Annotated in this window: 17 protein-coding genes; 8 read left to right on the top strand and 9 right to left on the bottom strand. The window is 45.0% G+C overall.

Going from position 1 to position 15,431, the window contains the following annotated elements; translation table 11 throughout:
* Positions 1–154: 154 nt before the first annotated feature.
* Positions 155–1,318, top strand: a complete 1,164-nt coding sequence (locus BP688_RS09450) for an acyl-CoA dehydrogenase family protein (RefSeq protein ID WP_290597433.1) — start codon at positions 155–157, stop codon at positions 1,316–1,318.
* Between the two features lie 17 nt (positions 1,319–1,335).
* On the opposite strand, the gene BP688_RS09445 is transcribed toward BP688_RS09450, so the two are convergent.
* The 4 genes from BP688_RS09445 to BP688_RS09430 form a co-directional block, all read right to left on the bottom strand.
* Positions 1,336–2,514: an inositol-3-phosphate synthase gene (locus BP688_RS09445; RefSeq protein ID WP_290597434.1), complete on the bottom strand. Its 1,179-nt coding sequence runs from the start codon at positions 2,512–2,514 to the stop codon at positions 1,336–1,338.
* Between the two features lie 66 nt (positions 2,515–2,580).
* Positions 2,581–3,555, bottom strand: coding sequence for a M42 family metallopeptidase (locus BP688_RS09440; RefSeq protein WP_290597435.1), 975 nt, complete (start codon positions 3,553–3,555; stop codon positions 2,581–2,583).
* 69 nt (positions 3,556–3,624) lie between these two features.
* Positions 3,625–4,191, bottom strand: a complete 567-nt coding sequence (hxlB, locus tag BP688_RS09435; RefSeq protein WP_290597436.1) for a 6-phospho-3-hexuloisomerase — start codon at positions 4,189–4,191, stop codon at positions 3,625–3,627.
* A 37-nt stretch (positions 4,192–4,228) separates the two neighbouring features.
* Positions 4,229–5,194, bottom strand: coding sequence for a phosphate signaling complex PhoU family protein (locus BP688_RS09430; RefSeq protein WP_290597437.1), 966 nt, complete (start codon positions 5,192–5,194; stop codon positions 4,229–4,231).
* Positions 5,195–5,288: 94 nt separating this feature from the next.
* On the opposite strand from BP688_RS09430, the gene BP688_RS09425 reads away from it, so the two are divergent.
* Together BP688_RS09425 and BP688_RS09420 are read left to right on the top strand one after the other, a co-directional pair.
* On the top strand, positions 5,289–6,290 hold the full coding sequence (locus BP688_RS09425; protein ID WP_394335552.1) for an inorganic phosphate transporter: 1,002 nt from the start codon (positions 5,289–5,291) through the stop codon (positions 6,288–6,290).
* A complete protein-coding gene (locus BP688_RS09420; RefSeq protein ID WP_290623936.1) occupies positions 6,287–6,967 on the top strand; it encodes a TIGR00153 family protein in 681 nt (226 codons plus the stop codon). The genes BP688_RS09425 and BP688_RS09420 overlap by 4 nt, the downstream gene beginning before the upstream one ends.
* On the opposite strand, the gene BP688_RS09415 is transcribed toward BP688_RS09420, so the two are convergent.
* Entirely contained in the window at positions 6,942–7,958 is a 1,017-nt protein-coding gene (locus tag BP688_RS09415) for an AI-2E family transporter (protein ID WP_290623938.1), read from the bottom strand. The two genes, BP688_RS09420 and BP688_RS09415, sit on opposite strands and share 26 nt — an antisense overlap.
* Positions 7,959–7,962: 4 nt before the next feature.
* Positions 7,963–8,670, bottom strand: coding sequence for a TrmJ/YjtD family RNA methyltransferase (locus BP688_RS09410; protein WP_290597441.1), 708 nt, complete (start codon positions 8,668–8,670; stop codon positions 7,963–7,965).
* An 87-nt stretch (positions 8,671–8,757) separates the two neighbouring features.
* On the opposite strand from BP688_RS09410, the gene BP688_RS09405 reads away from it, so the two are divergent.
* Entirely contained in the window at positions 8,758–9,495 is a 738-nt protein-coding gene (locus BP688_RS09405) for a Nif3-like dinuclear metal center hexameric protein (RefSeq protein WP_290597442.1), read from the top strand.
* Here BP688_RS09405 and engB read toward each other — a convergent pair.
* Positions 9,470–10,087: a GTP-binding protein EngB gene (gene engB, locus BP688_RS09400; RefSeq protein WP_290597443.1), complete on the bottom strand. Its 618-nt coding sequence runs from the start codon at positions 10,085–10,087 to the stop codon at positions 9,470–9,472. The genes BP688_RS09405 and engB overlap by 26 nt on opposite strands.
* Positions 10,071–10,253, bottom strand: a complete 183-nt coding sequence (locus tag BP688_RS09395; RefSeq protein ID WP_290597444.1) for a preprotein translocase subunit Sec61beta — start codon at positions 10,251–10,253, stop codon at positions 10,071–10,073. The genes engB and BP688_RS09395 overlap by 17 nt, the downstream gene beginning before the upstream one ends.
* Before the next feature lie 37 nt (positions 10,254–10,290).
* On the opposite strand from BP688_RS09395, the gene BP688_RS09390 reads away from it, so the two are divergent.
* Positions 10,291–11,259, top strand: coding sequence for an amidohydrolase family protein (locus tag BP688_RS09390; RefSeq protein ID WP_290597445.1), 969 nt, complete (start codon positions 10,291–10,293; stop codon positions 11,257–11,259).
* On the opposite strand, the gene BP688_RS09385 is transcribed toward BP688_RS09390, so the two are convergent.
* Positions 11,260–12,855, bottom strand: coding sequence for an amino acid permease (locus BP688_RS09385; protein ID WP_290623941.1), 1,596 nt, complete (start codon positions 12,853–12,855; stop codon positions 11,260–11,262).
* A gap of 165 nt (positions 12,856–13,020) precedes the next feature.
* Between BP688_RS09385 and nrfD the strand changes: the two genes are divergently transcribed.
* The 3 genes from nrfD to BP688_RS09370 are packed head-to-tail and all read left to right on the top strand — an operon-like array spanning position 13,021 to position 15,383.
* Positions 13,021–14,223 carry an NrfD/PsrC family molybdoenzyme membrane anchor subunit gene (nrfD, locus tag BP688_RS09380; protein ID WP_290597447.1) on the top strand — a complete coding sequence of 401 codons (1,203 nt, stop codon included), beginning with the start codon at positions 13,021–13,023 and terminating at the stop codon, positions 14,221–14,223.
* Positions 14,220–14,957: a 4Fe-4S dicluster domain-containing protein gene (locus BP688_RS09375; RefSeq protein ID WP_290597448.1), complete on the top strand. Its 738-nt coding sequence runs from the start codon at positions 14,220–14,222 to the stop codon at positions 14,955–14,957. Before nrfD ends, BP688_RS09375 begins: the two co-directional genes overlap by 4 nt.
* A 12-nt stretch (positions 14,958–14,969) precedes the next feature.
* A complete protein-coding gene (locus BP688_RS09370) occupies positions 14,970–15,383 on the top strand; it encodes a multiheme c-type cytochrome (protein ID WP_290597449.1) in 414 nt (137 codons plus the stop codon).
* The last annotated feature ends 48 nt before the right edge of the window (positions 15,384–15,431 follow it).

The raw sequence follows: 15,431 nt of genomic DNA, 5'->3' as shown, positions 1-15,431 counted from the left end.
GCTGTTTTCCCAACAGCTGCTCTGCCACTGCAGTCATCGCTGATGCCATCCCAAATACCACACTGGCGTTGTAAGCATTGCTCTACAACATGCCCGACTAAAAGACCATAACACGAATCAAAGAGAATATATAGGTTCATATTCTACTTTAACTATGGCAATCGGTTTTACCTTTACCGAAGAGCAGGAAGACATCAGAAGGGCTGCAAGGGAGTTTGCAGAAAAGGAGTTCACACCTGAACTGGCAAGAGAATGCGATAGAGAGGAGAAGTTCCCCTTCGAGCTGTGGAAGAAATGTGCTAAACTCGGATTTCATGCGGTGGACATCCCAGAGGAGTATGGCGGTGGTGGATACGGGCCAATAGAGAAAATGATTGTGATGGAAGAATTTTCAGCGGTAAATCCCGGTCTTGGGCTTGCCTGCCTCATTCCGACCTTTGGCTTTGAGATACTGCATCTGCATGGCAGTGAGGAACAGAAGGAGAAGTGGCTCCCAAAGCTGGCAAGAGGAGATGTGATAATGGGAATGGCCAATACTGAGCCAGATGCGGGCAGTGATGCTGCTAACATTAAAACGAGAGCGGTTAAGGAGGGAGATGAGTGGGTAATTAATGGGACAAAGCAGTTCATCAGCAATGGAACTATAGCTGACTTTCTGCTGGTGACTGCAAGGACGAGGGAAATGGATCCGAAGGCTAAGCATAGAGGAATTAGCTACTTCATCGTCGAAACAAACAGAGAGGGATACAAGGCAACAAAAATTTTGGGGAAGATGGGGATCAGGGCGAGTGATACGGCAGAGGTCAGCTTCAGCAACGTCAGAGTTCCAGACGAGAACCTCGTTGGGGAAGAGGGCAAAGGATTCTACTACATGATGGAATTCTTCGACATAAGCAGAGTTTGGGTTGCCGCACAGGCTGTTGGGATTGCCAAGGGGGCTTTGAAGCTTGCAGTGGAGTATGTCAAGCAGAGAAAAGCATTCGGCGTTCCATTGGCTGCTTTTCAGTACATCCAGTTCAGACTTGCTGAGCTGGCAACAAAAATTGAGGCAGCGAGAACACTCGTTTACAGAGCTGCTGCCGTGCAGGTTGAACAGGGTAAGCCAGACAACATGCTTTCAGCTATGGCTAAATGGTATGCTGGTGACGTTGCTGTTGAAACATGCAACTGGGCTCTCCAATTCCACGGTGGTTATGGTTACATTGACGAATATCCGATAAATCAGTTCTACAGGGATGCGAAAATAACTGAAATCTACGAAGGTGCAAAGGAAATAGAAAAGCTTATTGTGGCGAGAAATCTGCTTGGAGTTCGCTAATTTTTTATTTTTAAAAATTAGGATAGCTTGGAATACCACTTCTTCAGCACTTCAAACTGCTCGTGTGTGTTGATCACATTGGTGTCCATTGGACTCTTGAAGAAAAAGGCCATTTCCTTCACAACTCCCTTCACACCCTTCTTCTTGGCAAAGAGTAGAAAGCGAGCGATGTCGAGGATTAAAGGAGCAGCAACGATAGCGTCTATGGCATCCCAGATGAAGTAGAACTTCATCAGCCTGCCGAGGAAGCCCTTGAAGTGTATGAAGTCGAAGGCAGTTTTATTGTCAACGAGGCTTGGGAAGTACTGTATCTCTGTGATGCTGTAAGGGGAGTAGCCGAGCATTTTTTCCAGAACCTTATCCTTGCTCAGAACTTTACTCTCCTTGTTGTCTCTCGCTGAGAGCACTTTGCCATCGTAATCACCAAGGATGTTGTAGCTCATCCATCCCACTACTTCCATGTTTCTATAGGCAAACATCGGTGCGAGGGTTGTTTTGACAAGTGTCTCTCCCGTTTTCCCGTCATTTCCTGCGTGTGGAACACCCATTTTTTCTGCAAGCTCCTTTAACGCAGGTATAGCCGAGCCGGGACTGGGTGTGAAGTTCGCGTATGGCAGTCCAAGCTTTAGGGCTGCATAAGCGTATAACATGCTTGCTGAAGCATATTCTTTCTTATTTTCGTCAATCATCCTCTCGAATCCTTCCAATGTTCCGTGGTACTCCTCGCTGAGATTTGGCAGCGGTTCGGTGGAGGCAAGGTTTATAACCACCGTCTCATCATCGGCAAATCTCTTGATATCCTCTGTTATTCTGTTGACTATCTCTTTCAGAGTAAGCCCATCATCCTCAAGTGTCTCTATCTTTCCAAGCCCTTGGATTCCTGTTCCGCAGTTAAGGGCGGTGCCCTTGTTTGCAACTATTTTTTCGAGGTCTTCTTTGACTGCATCGAGTAAGTCTCTTTCAAAATGTCTGTTAAGCTCCCAATGCTCTTCTGCAGCTTCAAAAGCGTTTTTGAGCATTCTTACTTCATGGCCACCGAATTCAAATTCAAGTGGGGCGTATTTATCAATCCCTCTAAAGGGAGGAAGCTCAGAAACTAAACCTGTTCTTGGAGCAATCTCTTTGGCTATCGCCTTTGCACCCACCATTGCAGTGGTAGAAACAATACCGTAAGCACCAATAACCCAGATTTTCATGAGTTATCACCTCCAGAAATCTGCAGTCTTTTTGATTCCTAAAGCCACTCGAAATAAAAATTTTCTCTAAAAGTATTCTTTGGCACTTTCCAGAGATTTTGCTACTATCTCAACAGCACTCTCCACATCTTTGATATCCACGACCTCCACCGGGCTGTGAATATATCTTGCAGGCACACTGACGACTCCAGCAGGAATTCCGGCTTTTGTGAGATTGATTGCAGTTGCATCTGTTGTCCCCCCTTCAGCCACTTCAAGCTGGTAGGGAATGTTGTGTTTGTCTGCAGTCTCGGTCAACCACCTCAGAACTTTGGGCGATGTGATCAAGCCTCTACCAGAAGCGTCAATCACAGTAATAGCAGCCCCCTTTCCGAGCTTTACGTCCATATGCGCGGTTTCACTGCCTGGAAAGTCGGCAGCAACACAGCTGTCAACAGCTATCGCAGCATCAGGTTCAATGGCAAAGGCCGATGTTCTTGCACCCTTCAACCCAACTTCCTCCTGAACAGTTGCAACAGCGTGGATCGTGATGTCGGCTTTACTCCTTTTCACAGCCTCAATCATCACAGCTACGCCAACCCTGTTGTCGAAGGCTTTTCCTGTAAGCCTTCCGTTTGCCAGCTCAACCACTTCTCTATCAAGAGCAACCGGTGTTCCGACATTTATTCCCATCTCAAGAACCTCCTCTTTGCTGCTCGCCCCAACATCCACGAACATGTCTTTGATCTCAACAGCCTTCTTCCTCTCCTCGTCCTTCATAAGATGAGGCGGTTTGCAGCCAATAACGCCGTAAATCTTCTTTTTTCCGTAGAGAACTACTCTTTGTGCGAGAGCTATCTGGGAAAACCAGCCCCCAATTGGAGCTACTCTTATAAAGCCCTTCTCGTCAATATACTTCACAACAAAGCCGATCTCATCCATGTGCGCAGCAACCATTATCTCAGGTTTTCCTCCGTTTTTCGTGCAGATTAGATTCCCCATACTGTCTGTTTTAATCTCATCAGCCCATCCTTCAAGCTCCCTCTTTACTATTTCCCTCAATTCGTCCTCATATCCACTTATTCCATGAGCATTGCTCAGTTTTGCAATAATCTCCTTCAGAATATCACCTCACTCAAGCACAGCATGCCTCGCCTCAAGATCACTTTCAGTTAGATGCTTTCTCATCATTATCTCTGCAACAAGGGCATCCAGAAATATCATTGTTGTTAGCTCAAACATTGTACCAAGAGGGGCAAGCTGAGATAACTTTTCGTCCCTCTCATCCTTCACTTTGCCCTTTATCAGAACAATCACATCCGCCATTTCGGCGAGGCTTGATTTTCTACTTCCTGTGATGGCTATAAGCCTTGAGCCTATGTCTTTTGCCTTTCTGCTTATGTTAACAACAGATGTTGTTTCTCCACTGCCCGATATGGCTATAAGCGTGTCATCCTTTGTAATTCTTGGCGTAACAGTCTCTCCGACGACGTAAACTGCATAACCCAGATGCATTAACCGCATGGCAAAGGCTTTTGCAATATAACCACTCCTTCCTGCCCCAATGACGAAAATTGCCTTAGAACTGTCAATCAGGTTGATCACGTTCTCGACACTCTCTGGATTTATGTGATTCTTCAGATTCCTTATGTGTTCTGAAACCACATCAAGAAATTTAAGCAGAGTTTCTCCTGCCATAGGTCTTATTACCCCCTTTCATCTTTCTGTTTTTAAACTATACGACAGCCATATCAACGACCACTTCCGCAATATCTGCCGAATAGCTCGCAATTCTTGAAATGCTATCAATTATTGATTTGAGATACAGGGCCTCTTCTACATCAGCAGACAGGACACGGCTGTAAAATCTTTTTTCAAGCTCTTCAAATTCGTCAAATTCTTCAAGTACTACCTCGGCAAGCTCTATTTCGTTTTCAAGAAAGGCGACAACCGCTGTGCGTAGCATTTCAAGGTCTGCATCAACTAACTCGCATAGATACTCGACGGGTTTACCAAGCTCAAGTAAACTCTCTGCCATATTCGCGGCATGGTCTGCAACTCTCTCAAGAGACCTGACAACCGTTCTATATTCCTGAATTTTCTCAACAGGTATCTCAAGTTCAGAAGCTACGTCAGCATGCATGTTTGCCAGTTTCAACTGTCTGAGAAGCAGAAAATGCAGCCTGTCCACTTCTCTCTCCCTTGCTATTATTGAGTTGCAGATGTATCTATCAAACTTTTTAAGGGCGGTGCAGAAATCTGAAACCATGCCCACACAGGTATTCCCCATCCTTCTCATGATATTTTCAGTCTTTAATCTTGAGTTATCCAAAAATATCTCCATTACAATCTCCTTTCCGGTATCCTCCACCACCTCGGCACCAATTAGAATGTCCGTTGCCCTCGAAATTGCAGACCTTTGCTCCTCGTTGTAAACTGTCAGTCTTATGGAGTCCATGCCCGCGAGATAGTAGGAGATTATTCTTCGCATAAGGGTCTCATGCCTCAAATCCTTGGAATCAATACTGACCAGTTTCTTCTTCAAATCGGCCTTCTTTGGATATATTGTTATGAAATTCTTTCCTATGCTCATTATAACCTCATTTCCTGCCTCAATCCCGTTCTCCTTAACCCATTTCTTGGGAAGGGTTAAGATGTAGCTGCTTTTACCACTGAAAAAAACCTTTCTGCTCTCTAACATGGTATATAATCAAAATGGAGGTATATATCTCTATCGCTTTTATCAATTTAAATGGAAAAAGATATATACTTCAAATCGAACGCAATTCATGGTTATAGACATTTTCATCATCTCAGCAGCTATCGTGGGCTTCTACGTCGCGTGGAACATCGGTGCGAACGATGCTGCAAACTCCATGGCAACTTCTTATGGCAGTAGAGCTTTAACGCTGAAACAGATTATTATTCTGGCCTCCGTGCTGGAGTTTTGCGGGGCAGCATTTTTTGGAAAGAGAGTAACGCACACCGTGGCAAAGGGAATAGTCCCCATTGAATTGCTGGACCACCATCTTGTCGTGTTCGGGGCTTTGGCAGCACTGCTCTCCGCCGGACTCTGGATCACAATCGCAACCTACTACCACCTCCCAATCTCAACCACACACTCGATTGTCGGTGCGATGCTTGGATTCGGTCTCGCAGCAGTATCACAGAATCATCTTTCGCTTGGGCAGATTAAATGGGATGTGCTGGCAAAGGTTGTTCTCAGCTGGATTGTTTCTCCTCTGATGGGTGCTGCAATAGCTTTTGTTGTTTTCATGCTAATACGCGTTATTTTGCTCAATAGATATGCCAGTGGAAGTGTTGAGCATGTTTTCCGCTACCTTCAGGTTTTAACGGCAAGCTACATGGCTTTCGCCCACGGAAGCAATGATGTGGCAAATGCAACAGGCCCCATTGCAGCCATAATGGGCTACAGCGGTGAAGTTCCCTTCTGGGTTCTGTTCTTCGGAGGCATTGGAATTGCGATTGGAATCGCAACGTGGGGTTACAGAGTTATTGAAACTGTTGGTAAGCAAATAACTGAGCTTACTTATACAAGGGGATTTTCTGCTGAGTTCGCAACTGCAACAACCGTTCTTGCAGCATCATCTCTTGGAATGCCCATTTCAACAACTCACACACTTGTAGGCAGCGTCATCGGTGTAGGGTTTGCCGGCGGTCTGGCAAGTGTCAATCTGAAGATAGTGCAAAAAATTATATTCTCATGGATTGTAACACTTCCGGTAGCGGCTGCGATGACAATAAGCCTCTATACACTGATGGTGGTGTTTGCATGAAGTTCTTTCGATCTGTAGGTGAAGTCTTTGGATACTCGCCATTCAGGTCTCTCGCTCAGCACGCCAGAATGTGTGGGAGGGCGGTGGGGCTGCTTCAGCATCAATTTGAAGCATTGAGATTGGAGAATTATGGAGAAGTTGAGGAGCTAAGAGATGAAATTGATGAACTTGAGCATCACGCGGATCAGATAAAGGAGGAGATAAGGGGGAACGTTACAAAATCGTTGATGCTTCCAGTTGACAGACACGACCTCCTCGAATTCTTAAAGGTTCAGGATGACATAATAAACAATTGTGAGCATGTGGGACACATGGTGACCTTCAGGAGGGTTAAAGTTCCTCATGATGTTTGGGATGAGTTCTCAGTTCTGCTTTCCAAGCTTATGGAAATTGTCAACCACTATGAGGAAATGGTTGAAAGCATAAGACAGCTAATTGATACCTCTTTCAGCAAAAGGGAAGTGGAGAGAGTTATGGAATACATTCCGGTCATAGAGCAGCTTGAACACGAATGCGACCTCATCCAGATTGGTCTCCACACGAGACTTTTCAATCTTGAAGAGGCAAATCCGCTGGATATCCAGCTGATGGTAACGTGGGTCGCTCATCTTGGCTACGTTGCAAACGCGGCTGCAAGAGCATCTGACAGATTCAGGATAATGATTCTTGGTCGCTAAGATTTTCGTCACTCGTGTAGTAGTTGTATATAGCCGTGGCCAAGCCAGCAATCATCGGGGCTATAAAGAAACCGCTAATTCCTCCCACAATGCCCCCTCCGATGAATGCGAGCATGAGAATCAGAGGGTGGATTTTTGAGGCGTATCCAACGACGTGTGGTCTTAATATTAATTCAGGCAGGATGTATAGAAACACTACGCCCGTTGCGAGGAACGTTAAGCCCTTTCCGACGTCAATTAGGAGTAGATAGAGTGAGACGGGTAGAATAATCATCCATTCTGCAAAGATGGGTATCAGCGCTGCGAGAAACATCAAACCGGAAAGGAGCGGAGCGAAGGGGACATTGAAGTACAGGAAAAATGGCAGGCTTGCAAGACCAATCAGAATCGCAACTACAAAATTTCCAAACCACAAGGATTCAAAAGTATAATCAATTTCTTCTATAAATCTTCTTAGCTCTTCTCTACTGTCATCAGGAACGATGCTCGTTGCCCTACTGACGAATCTCTCCATATCCGCGAGGGAGTAAAAGCACACTACAATGGAGATGAAGAAGTTCAGGATTAGCAGCGTAGCTCTCTTTGTGATCTCAACCGCCGATGGTTGCACGGTTCTCTGAAGTATGGAGAATATGTTTGAGGTAATCCATTTCACGTATTCCTCTCCCCTCTCAACTCCGAATTTGCTCAGTAAATCGAGCAGCCCGGATTCTATTATTTGGTAGTGTGTGATAAGGTAAATGGCTTGATTCAACCCCTGAAAGAGGCCATAAAAAATCAGAACGGAAATTGGGACGATCACGATTATAGTTGCAATTGCAGATGCCTTTATTTTCCCGATCGGTTCCAATTTCCTTTTTATCGGTTTTGCAACGTAAGCAAAAACAATCCCCATCACTATTCCATCGAGCAGAGGTAGGAAGAAATAAAAGGTCAGGCAAATTATGGCGAGGACCGATACTATCAGTAGTATAGTCCAGATTTTATTCATGTCATTACTTGTTCATTCTCTTTATGTAGCTAACGGTCTTTCGGAATATGGCGTTTAGGGTCTGTATTTCATGCTTTCTAACCTTTGCTCTGCCAAGTATCCTGCGAAATACAACAACAGTTCTTTTTATTCTGTGTTCTGGATATTCAACAGTTTCAAGCATATCTGTGAGATTGTTCAGAAAAACTTCGATATCTCCTGCGGTAGCTGGCTCCTCACCCTCATCAACTTTCATCTTAAGTTCCAGAGAACGGAGAAAGTAAAGGATAACAGCAGCAGCATGGCTGACGTTCATAACAGGATACTCCTCACTGGTTGGAACTCTTGTGATAATGTGGCAGAGAGCCAGTTCGTCGTTGTAAAGACCGTAATCTTCTCTCCCGAAAAGAACTGCGACCTTATTAGCCCCTTTAACGAGTTCGGGAAGTTCCTCAGGTGTTGCTAAAGTCTTGCGAAGATACTTGTAGTCGCCCCCCTCAATACCAGTAGTGCCCACAACCAGATTCATCTGATGTAAAAACTCCTGCAGATTCTCAACTTTGATGGCTTTCTCAAGCAAATCCTTTGCATGTGCTGCTGTGTGGTAACTTTCTTCTGTTACATTGCAGTTATACAGACACATATTTTTGATTCCGTAGTTCTTTGCGACTCTCGCCATAAATCCTACATTTTCAGGGATTTTTAGCTCAACAAGGACGATGTAGATGTCCATTGTTGCTATTGAAGCTTTTGGGGTTAATTTTTGTTTCTACTTCCTTTCGGTTAGGTTCAAGTACACGAGCATGGTAAACTTAAACTCATGAAACTTACTGAAATCTGTGAATTTCTTGACGAATACCTGAACATTAAAGGCTATCAGGATGTTTCAAACAACGGTCTGCAGGTTGAAGGTAGAGAAGAGATCGAGAAGATCGCCTTTGCCGTTGATGCCTGCATGGAAAGCTTTAGGGCTGCAAAGGCAAATGGGGCAGACATGCTCGTCGTTCATCACGGTATGATTTGGGGCGGGATAGATTACGTGAAGGGCATGGTTAGGAAAAGGGTAGAGTATCTCCTAAGGAATGGTATATCTCTCTACGCCGCACATCTGCCCCTCGATGCCCATAGAGAAGTCGGGAACAATGTCATGATCCTGAAAAAAATCGGTGCAGAAGCTCAAGAGGAGTTTGGAGAATACAAGGGTGTGAAGATTGGCTACTCTGCTGAATTTCCCAGTCCAAAGAGCGTGATGGAGATAGCTGAAAGGTTTGACCGCTCGCTCATCCTCCCCTTCGGCAAGGATAAGGTAAGAAGGGTAGCAGCGGTATCAGGGAGAGGATGCTTTGCCATCACTGAGGCCATAGAGGAGGGAATTGAGCTGCTTATAACAGGTGAACCTGAACATGAAGCTTACCATATTGCCAAAGAAGGGGGATTAAACATCATTTTCCTCGGACATTACGAGAGCGAGAGGTTTGGAGTTGAGGCTTTGAGAGATGTTGTGGCTGAAAGGCTCGGAATAGAGACCGTCTTCATCTACGTCCCGACGAACCTCTGAAGGCCTTTGAAGCATCCTTTAAGCCCATAGAAATAAGATACTGCTTCAGGTCTCTCCTTAGATTTTCAACTTCTCCCTTTTTTGCTGAAACAGGGTAAATCACATGCCTCCAGTTCTGCCACGGGGGTTGCATTCCGAGCTTCTCAACTATCTTGTCCAGCAGTCTTGGATCATCAACCCTGTCCATTTTGTTCGCCGCAACAAATACCTTGGGTGTAACTTCATCGAGAAACTCGAACATCTCAATCTCGATCGGAATTTCTCCTCTTCTCTCCCATCTTTCCGCTATTTCAACAAAGGAGCTGGCGTCTATAACCTCAACAGACGCTATTATCCTTGAGGCATTGTTTTCTATGTAATGGACAACAAAATCTTTGATTCTCTCGTTGAAGTCTTTCCCAACCCCACTAACGTATCCAAAACCCGGTAAATCGGTAAAAAGAACCCTGCCAATCTGAAATGTGTTCGGCTTTATGGTCGTTCCCGGCCTTTTGCCTTTCCTTGCGTTGGTTTTTAGGAGGGTTGAAAAGAGGGTTGACTTGCCCACATTTGATCTGCCGGCGAATACGACCTCTTTAAGGCCAGAGACCATAGTAGGCGTTTAGTATTATGACAAGAACGCCGGTAAGAATGCCCGCAACCAAGACCGTCTTTGGGCTGACTTTGATCTGAGTTCTCTCCTCCTCAAAATACCTCATTATACCTGCTGACGACATCAGTGGTGGAGTCTTGGCCCTCCCCTTCTGAGCCTTAGCCATGGTAAAAGTTTTGTGGGAGAATATTTAAACTCTTCCCATGGACATTTACAGCGGCATCTTGGTCACCCACGAAGGGATATTTTACGGTGATTTGATTGCTGACGAGTTGACTTTCGAGGAAAGCAGGATTGAGAAAGACGATTTCATTATCTCTCCAACATTCTTCAACGCTCACACACATCTTGGCGATGCTGCTCTCCGCGAAGTTCCGAGAAAGGATTTGGAATTACTTGTTGGACCGGAGGGCTACAAGCACAGAATGCTTACTCGAACTAACATATCTGTTTTGAGAGAGTATGCTGCTCTTGAGGTAAAGGAGAGCCAAAAATGCGGCACATCACACTTTCTCGACTTCAGAGAGGGTGGAAAAGCTGGATTGGCTGTAACTCGCGGGTTAGATGGTGTTCTGACCCTTGCCCGACCCTCAAGCGTTGATGAGGCTGAGGAATTGGACGTTTTTGGCTTTGCCTACAGCAGCACAAGAGATCACGAAATGGAATTGATTGAGGAAGTTAGAAGGCTTGCGAAAAGGAAGAAAAAGGTTTTTGGAATTCACGCCGGGGAAAGGGATTGCGAAGATGTGGAATCTGCATTGTCTCTTCATCCTGACTTTGTCGTGCACATGAACATGTGCCCAGAGAGAATCAAGGCTTTTATTGATTCAGAAATCCCTGTTGTAAGCTGTATTCGAAGTAACGCCTTTTTCAACCTTCTCAACCTAAAAAGCTATGGGATTCTTAGCGAATACGATCTTTGGCTCCTTGGAACCGACAATGCGATGATCTCTACAGCCTCAATGCTCGACGAGATGCACTTTGCGGCTTATTTAGTGGGTAACGAAGAGGCGATTTTCAGAGCAGCAACGTCTGGCTATGAAATTTTTGGTTTAAGACATGGCTACATAGTCTTCAACAAAGAATACAGCTTTAAACGAACATCTAATCCAATTTTAACGCTCGTCAGAAAAGCAGGGATTCGGGACATTGAAAGAGTCGTGCTTCCCTGACTATCTCAAACGTCTATATTCCTTAGCTTTTTTCAAAGCCTCCTCTTTTAAGCTCCTCCTTTCGAAGTGAAGGTCTATACAGTGCTGTGGAGTAAGTCCCGCTTTATTCCTTATCTCTCTTGTAATTGCCTCTTTATCACCCCTCTTTGCTTTATCCGTTAGAACCAGCAAATCTACATCATTGCTCCTTCCAACATCTCCCCTTGCCACGCTCCCCACAAGATAAACTTCGCTGTCGTCAAATCTCTTTCCTATTTCATCCAACACACCCTGAATCCATGTGTCCCATGTTCTGACGTTTTCTTCCCTTTTCCTTAGCTTTCTGTCAATGTAGCTCTCAATCTCTCTCCCCGTCCACAGCCTATACACCCATTCGAAGAGAAATGAGGCAACAATTAAGGCAAACATGACCGATAGGGCATACGTGCTCTCTTCCATCATTCTCAATACCAGAATTGTAAAGGCAGTTAAGGCCATTGCTGCTCCCAGAGAAGATATAACAGGATTGAGCCTGATTTTGTCCCTAAGTTTTACCGCAGCAAGATTGACAGCGAAGAATACGAGCAAGAACCCTCCACTACCTGCAGTCGCTATTGTTTCGAGGTTCGCAGTATTTGATAAGATAACTGAGAGCAGAGATATTACAACCAATCCCTCGTAAGCCTGCCTCCACACCCTTCTCTCGATTGCATGCGGAAGCTGCCCAAACTTTGCCACCATGTAGCTCGCCCTTGCCGTGCCATAGAGAGTTGCGTTGATTGCAGAGCTTGTTGAGGCCAAGGCTGCGAAGGTTACAAGCCAGAATCCAAAGTTTCCCAGAGAGGGTTCTGCTGCTATCGCCAGAGCGTAATCTCGCGCCTCAATTATTCTCTCATAAGGCAAAGTTCCAACTGTAACGATAGCAATGGAGATGTAAATTACTATCACGAGTATTACAGAAGCGTAAAATGCTTTTGAAAGAACTCTTGGGTGCTCAACATCCCCACCCGCATTTGCGATGAGTTCAAACCCCTCGTATGCGAGGAATATAATCATCCCACCTGCCACGATGCTGGCTGGATCAGCCCAGTAAGAAGGCGTCAGTCTCTCCGGGTTGACAAGAGCTATGCCAGCTCCAGTGACGATTATAAGGACTGTTAGCTTGAAAGCTACGAGCAAGTCTTCAGCTCTTCCACTTACAACTGCTCCGTAAGCATTGAGAACGGTGAAAAGCAGGATAACAAAGGTGATAAAGATGCTCCTGAGCAATGGTATTCCAAGCGCATTCGCAGCATAGCTGCCGAATGCATAGGCATACAAAGATATCATTACAACATAGCTTACGAGAAGCAGAATGTTCATCCCACCGGAAAACAACCCAGTCCCAAATGCTTTTGTCAGGAACTCAATAGTCCCTCCCTCGCTCGGATACCTCAGGCTCAGCTTGGCGTATGAATAGGCAGTTGTCAGCGCCACTATGCCCGCAAGGAAGAAGGCTATTGGAGCAGACCCCTTGGCGAGCTGAACACTCAAACCAAGAACGGCAAATATGCCTCCACCAATCATTCCTCCAACGCCTATGCTGAAAGCCTCCCAAAACCCGATTTTTTCACGCATGACCTAAAATTTTTAGGATCATTTATACAAGTTTTGTGAATCCCTACAGTAGTTTAAAAAGGAAAATTTTAAAAACTACTTAGTGAATCAGAAACAGACAAGCCCGATACCGAGGTATCGGATTTACAGAACACTGGTATCTGAAAAAGAAAACAGGTGATATCCGTGAAAAAAATTGAGGTTGTATCTGGTTTAACATTATTGCTTTTAATATTGGTTGGTGCATTAGGTATACTGCAAATGCACACTCACCCCATAATACCCATCGAACCCTTTGAGTCTGCAGAAGGAATCCCTTGGAGGCTATTGGTTGCCCTTTATGTCTTCTTTGTCGTTTCCACAACTGGTCTTTGTATAATAGCGTCTCTCGGAGAAGTTTTTGGATTTACGAAGCTTGAACCAATAGTCAAGGAAGGTCTGCTGATGGCCCTCGTCACAATACTCGTCGGATTGATGACGATTGGTCTTGAGATAGAGCAAGTTATGAGGGGCTACTTTGCCCTTATTGGGCACGTGAATACAACCAGTGTGATGTTCTGGATGATTATGTTTTACGTTCTGTATGTCATCTTTCTTGTCGTGGAGATGTGGTTCTACTTTTACGATGACCTGATAAAGCAAAGGGAGGAAGGCGGACTCAGGGGTTTGGTTGCGAGAATACTTACCATTCCAAAAGCAAGTGACACAAAGGATTTTGCAAAGGTTATCGGATTTGTGACGGTTTTTACAGCCATCGTTGCCCACAGTAACCTTGGAGCACTTTTTGGAGTCAATTATCTTCCCTTCTGGCATGGTCCATTGCTCCCGGTCTACTTTATCCTCTCGGCTATAGTCAGCGGTGCAGCACTTACCGTTATTGGCGTCTACATTACCGACTATATCAGAGGTGTTAAAATCGAGGGTGAAAGATACGAAGCAATTCAAATGCTGAGGGTTATTCTGGGGTTTGCTATTGTTGTAACAATTTTCTTTACAGCTTGGAAGTTTGTGATTAAAGCCTATCCTAACTCTACACTGCTGTCAAGGGAAAGTGTAATACCCTTCATGAATGGAGAATTTGCCTTCAATTTCTGGATAATGGAAGTGTTGGTGGGTCTATTTATACCGCTAATTCTGCTTGCAGCTCCTCAGACTGGAAGAAAAGCTGAAGGGGTTTTTGCAGCGTCTCTTCTCACAGTGATTGGCATCTTCTTCCTGAGAATTGATCTCGTGATGGGTGGGCTTGTTCTGAAACTCATTACAGGGATGACGTTCCCATCGCCAGTCTATCATCCCTTCGAGATCATGGCAACAGTCGGTTTCTTTGCGCTCACGATTTTCCTTTACTATGTCGGCTACAAGCTGCTACCAATGGAGGTGAGAGAGTGAACAGGAGAGACTTTCTCAAGCTAATCGCTGGATTTCTCCCGGCTGTAGCGCTTGTCAGGGGACAGAGTGCAGTAGATTCAGAGAAGAGTTATGTAATGGTTGTGGATGTGAATAAATGTATAGGCTGTGGAAACTGCGTTGTAGCATGCAAAACCGAAAATGACGTTCCAATGGACTTTAAACTTTCCAGAACTTGGATCGAGGGGTATTCGATCAAAGAGAAGATTCCGATTGAAGAAAGCGATATTAGAAAGGAAGTACTCAGCACATCCAAAAACCCGTTCCTCGATAAAAGCTGGATTGAAACCACAAAGGGTCGAAAAACCTTTTACGTTCCAAAATTGTGTAACCACTGTGCAAATGCGCCCTGTGTGAACGTATGTCCAGTTTACGCCAGATTTTATACCAAAGATGGCGTCGTTCTGGTGGATAAGGATACCTGTATTGGTTGCAAGTACTGTATTGTTGCATGTCCTTATGGGGCAACTTTCCTCCATCCAGAGCAGAAGGTTACGGACAAGTGCACCTTCTGTTACCACAGAATTAAGAAGGGTCTTAAACCTGCATGCGTTCTTGCATGTCCAACAGGAGCGAGAGTTTTTGGAGACATAAGTGATGAGAACAGCGAGGTAAGCAAATTGGTGAAGGAGAACAGGGTTGCTGTGTTGAAGCCAGAGGAAGGGACGTTTCCAAGAGTGCTGTATATAGGCTTGGATTCGTATGTGGTGGAATAAAGGGTGGTTGAGGTGAAGAGAAAAACGATGGTACTTGGGTTGGGGTTTGCGGCACTCGTTTACTTGGTCTTGTTTTTCTACGTTTTCGGATTTGCCCCTATGATCACAAGCAGCAGCCAGTCAAAGTGGGTGGAGATAGAACTTTCCAAGGAACCAAAGTTCTCAGACACTGAAATTTGCAAGGAGTGCCATTATCAGCTTTACATCGGAATGAAGAATCACTCCACAGTAAACTGTGAGGCCTGTCATGGAAGTGGTGTTGAACACACCATCAAGAGGTCGAGTGATACTATTGTGGTAGATAAGACCAGAGATGCCTGTCTGAAGTGTCACTTGGATGTGGAGGGAAGGGATGTAATTGAAACGGTAAACGAAACCCACCATGCTGGAGTGTACTGTGTTGTTTGTCACGACCCGCACAGGTAGTTTGGGGGTGTGAACTTTGAAAATCGAAAGATTAATAAGTAAATCCCG

Origin of the sequence: Archaeoglobus sp. UBA230 (assembly GCA_002507545.1) — an archaeon.
GTDB lineage: Archaea > Halobacteriota > Archaeoglobi > Archaeoglobales > Archaeoglobaceae > Archaeoglobus.
The sequence above is the reverse complement of the archived record's forward strand: the minus strand, read 5'-3'. Positions and strand labels throughout refer to the sequence as shown.

Excerpts from the sequence above, each read along its gene's own strand:
- BP688_RS09450 (WP_290597433.1), top strand. The coding sequence starts at position 155 with ATGGCAATCGGTTTTACCTTTACCGAAGAGCAGGAAGACATCAGAAGG.
- BP688_RS09445 (WP_290597434.1), bottom strand. The coding sequence starts at position 2,514 with ATGAAAATCTGGGTTATTGGTGCTTACGGTATTGTTTCTACCACTGCA.
- hxlB (WP_290597436.1), bottom strand. The coding sequence starts at position 4,191 with ATGGCAGGAGAAACTCTGCTTAAATTTCTTGATGTGGTTTCAGAACAC.
- BP688_RS09430 (WP_290597437.1), bottom strand. The coding sequence starts at position 5,194 with ATGTTAGAGAGCAGAAAGGTTTTTTTCAGTGGTAAAAGCAGCTACATC.
- BP688_RS09420 (WP_290623936.1), top strand. The coding sequence starts at position 6,287 with ATGAAGTTCTTTCGATCTGTAGGTGAAGTCTTTGGATACTCGCCATTC.
- BP688_RS09415 (WP_290623938.1), bottom strand. The coding sequence starts at position 7,958 with ATGAATAAAATCTGGACTATACTACTGATAGTATCGGTCCTCGCCATA.
- BP688_RS09410 (WP_290597441.1), bottom strand. The coding sequence starts at position 8,670 with ATGGACATCTACATCGTCCTTGTTGAGCTAAAAATCCCTGAAAATGTA.
- BP688_RS09405 (WP_290597442.1), top strand. The coding sequence starts at position 8,758 with ATGAAACTTACTGAAATCTGTGAATTTCTTGACGAATACCTGAACATT.
- engB (WP_290597443.1), bottom strand. The coding sequence starts at position 10,087 with ATGGTCTCTGGCCTTAAAGAGGTCGTATTCGCCGGCAGATCAAATGTG.
- BP688_RS09395 (WP_290597444.1), bottom strand. The coding sequence starts at position 10,253 with ATGGCTAAGGCTCAGAAGGGGAGGGCCAAGACTCCACCACTGATGTCG.
- BP688_RS09390 (WP_290597445.1), top strand. The coding sequence starts at position 10,291 with ATGGACATTTACAGCGGCATCTTGGTCACCCACGAAGGGATATTTTAC.
- BP688_RS09385 (WP_290623941.1), bottom strand. The coding sequence starts at position 12,855 with ATGCGTGAAAAAATCGGGTTTTGGGAGGCTTTCAGCATAGGCGTTGGA.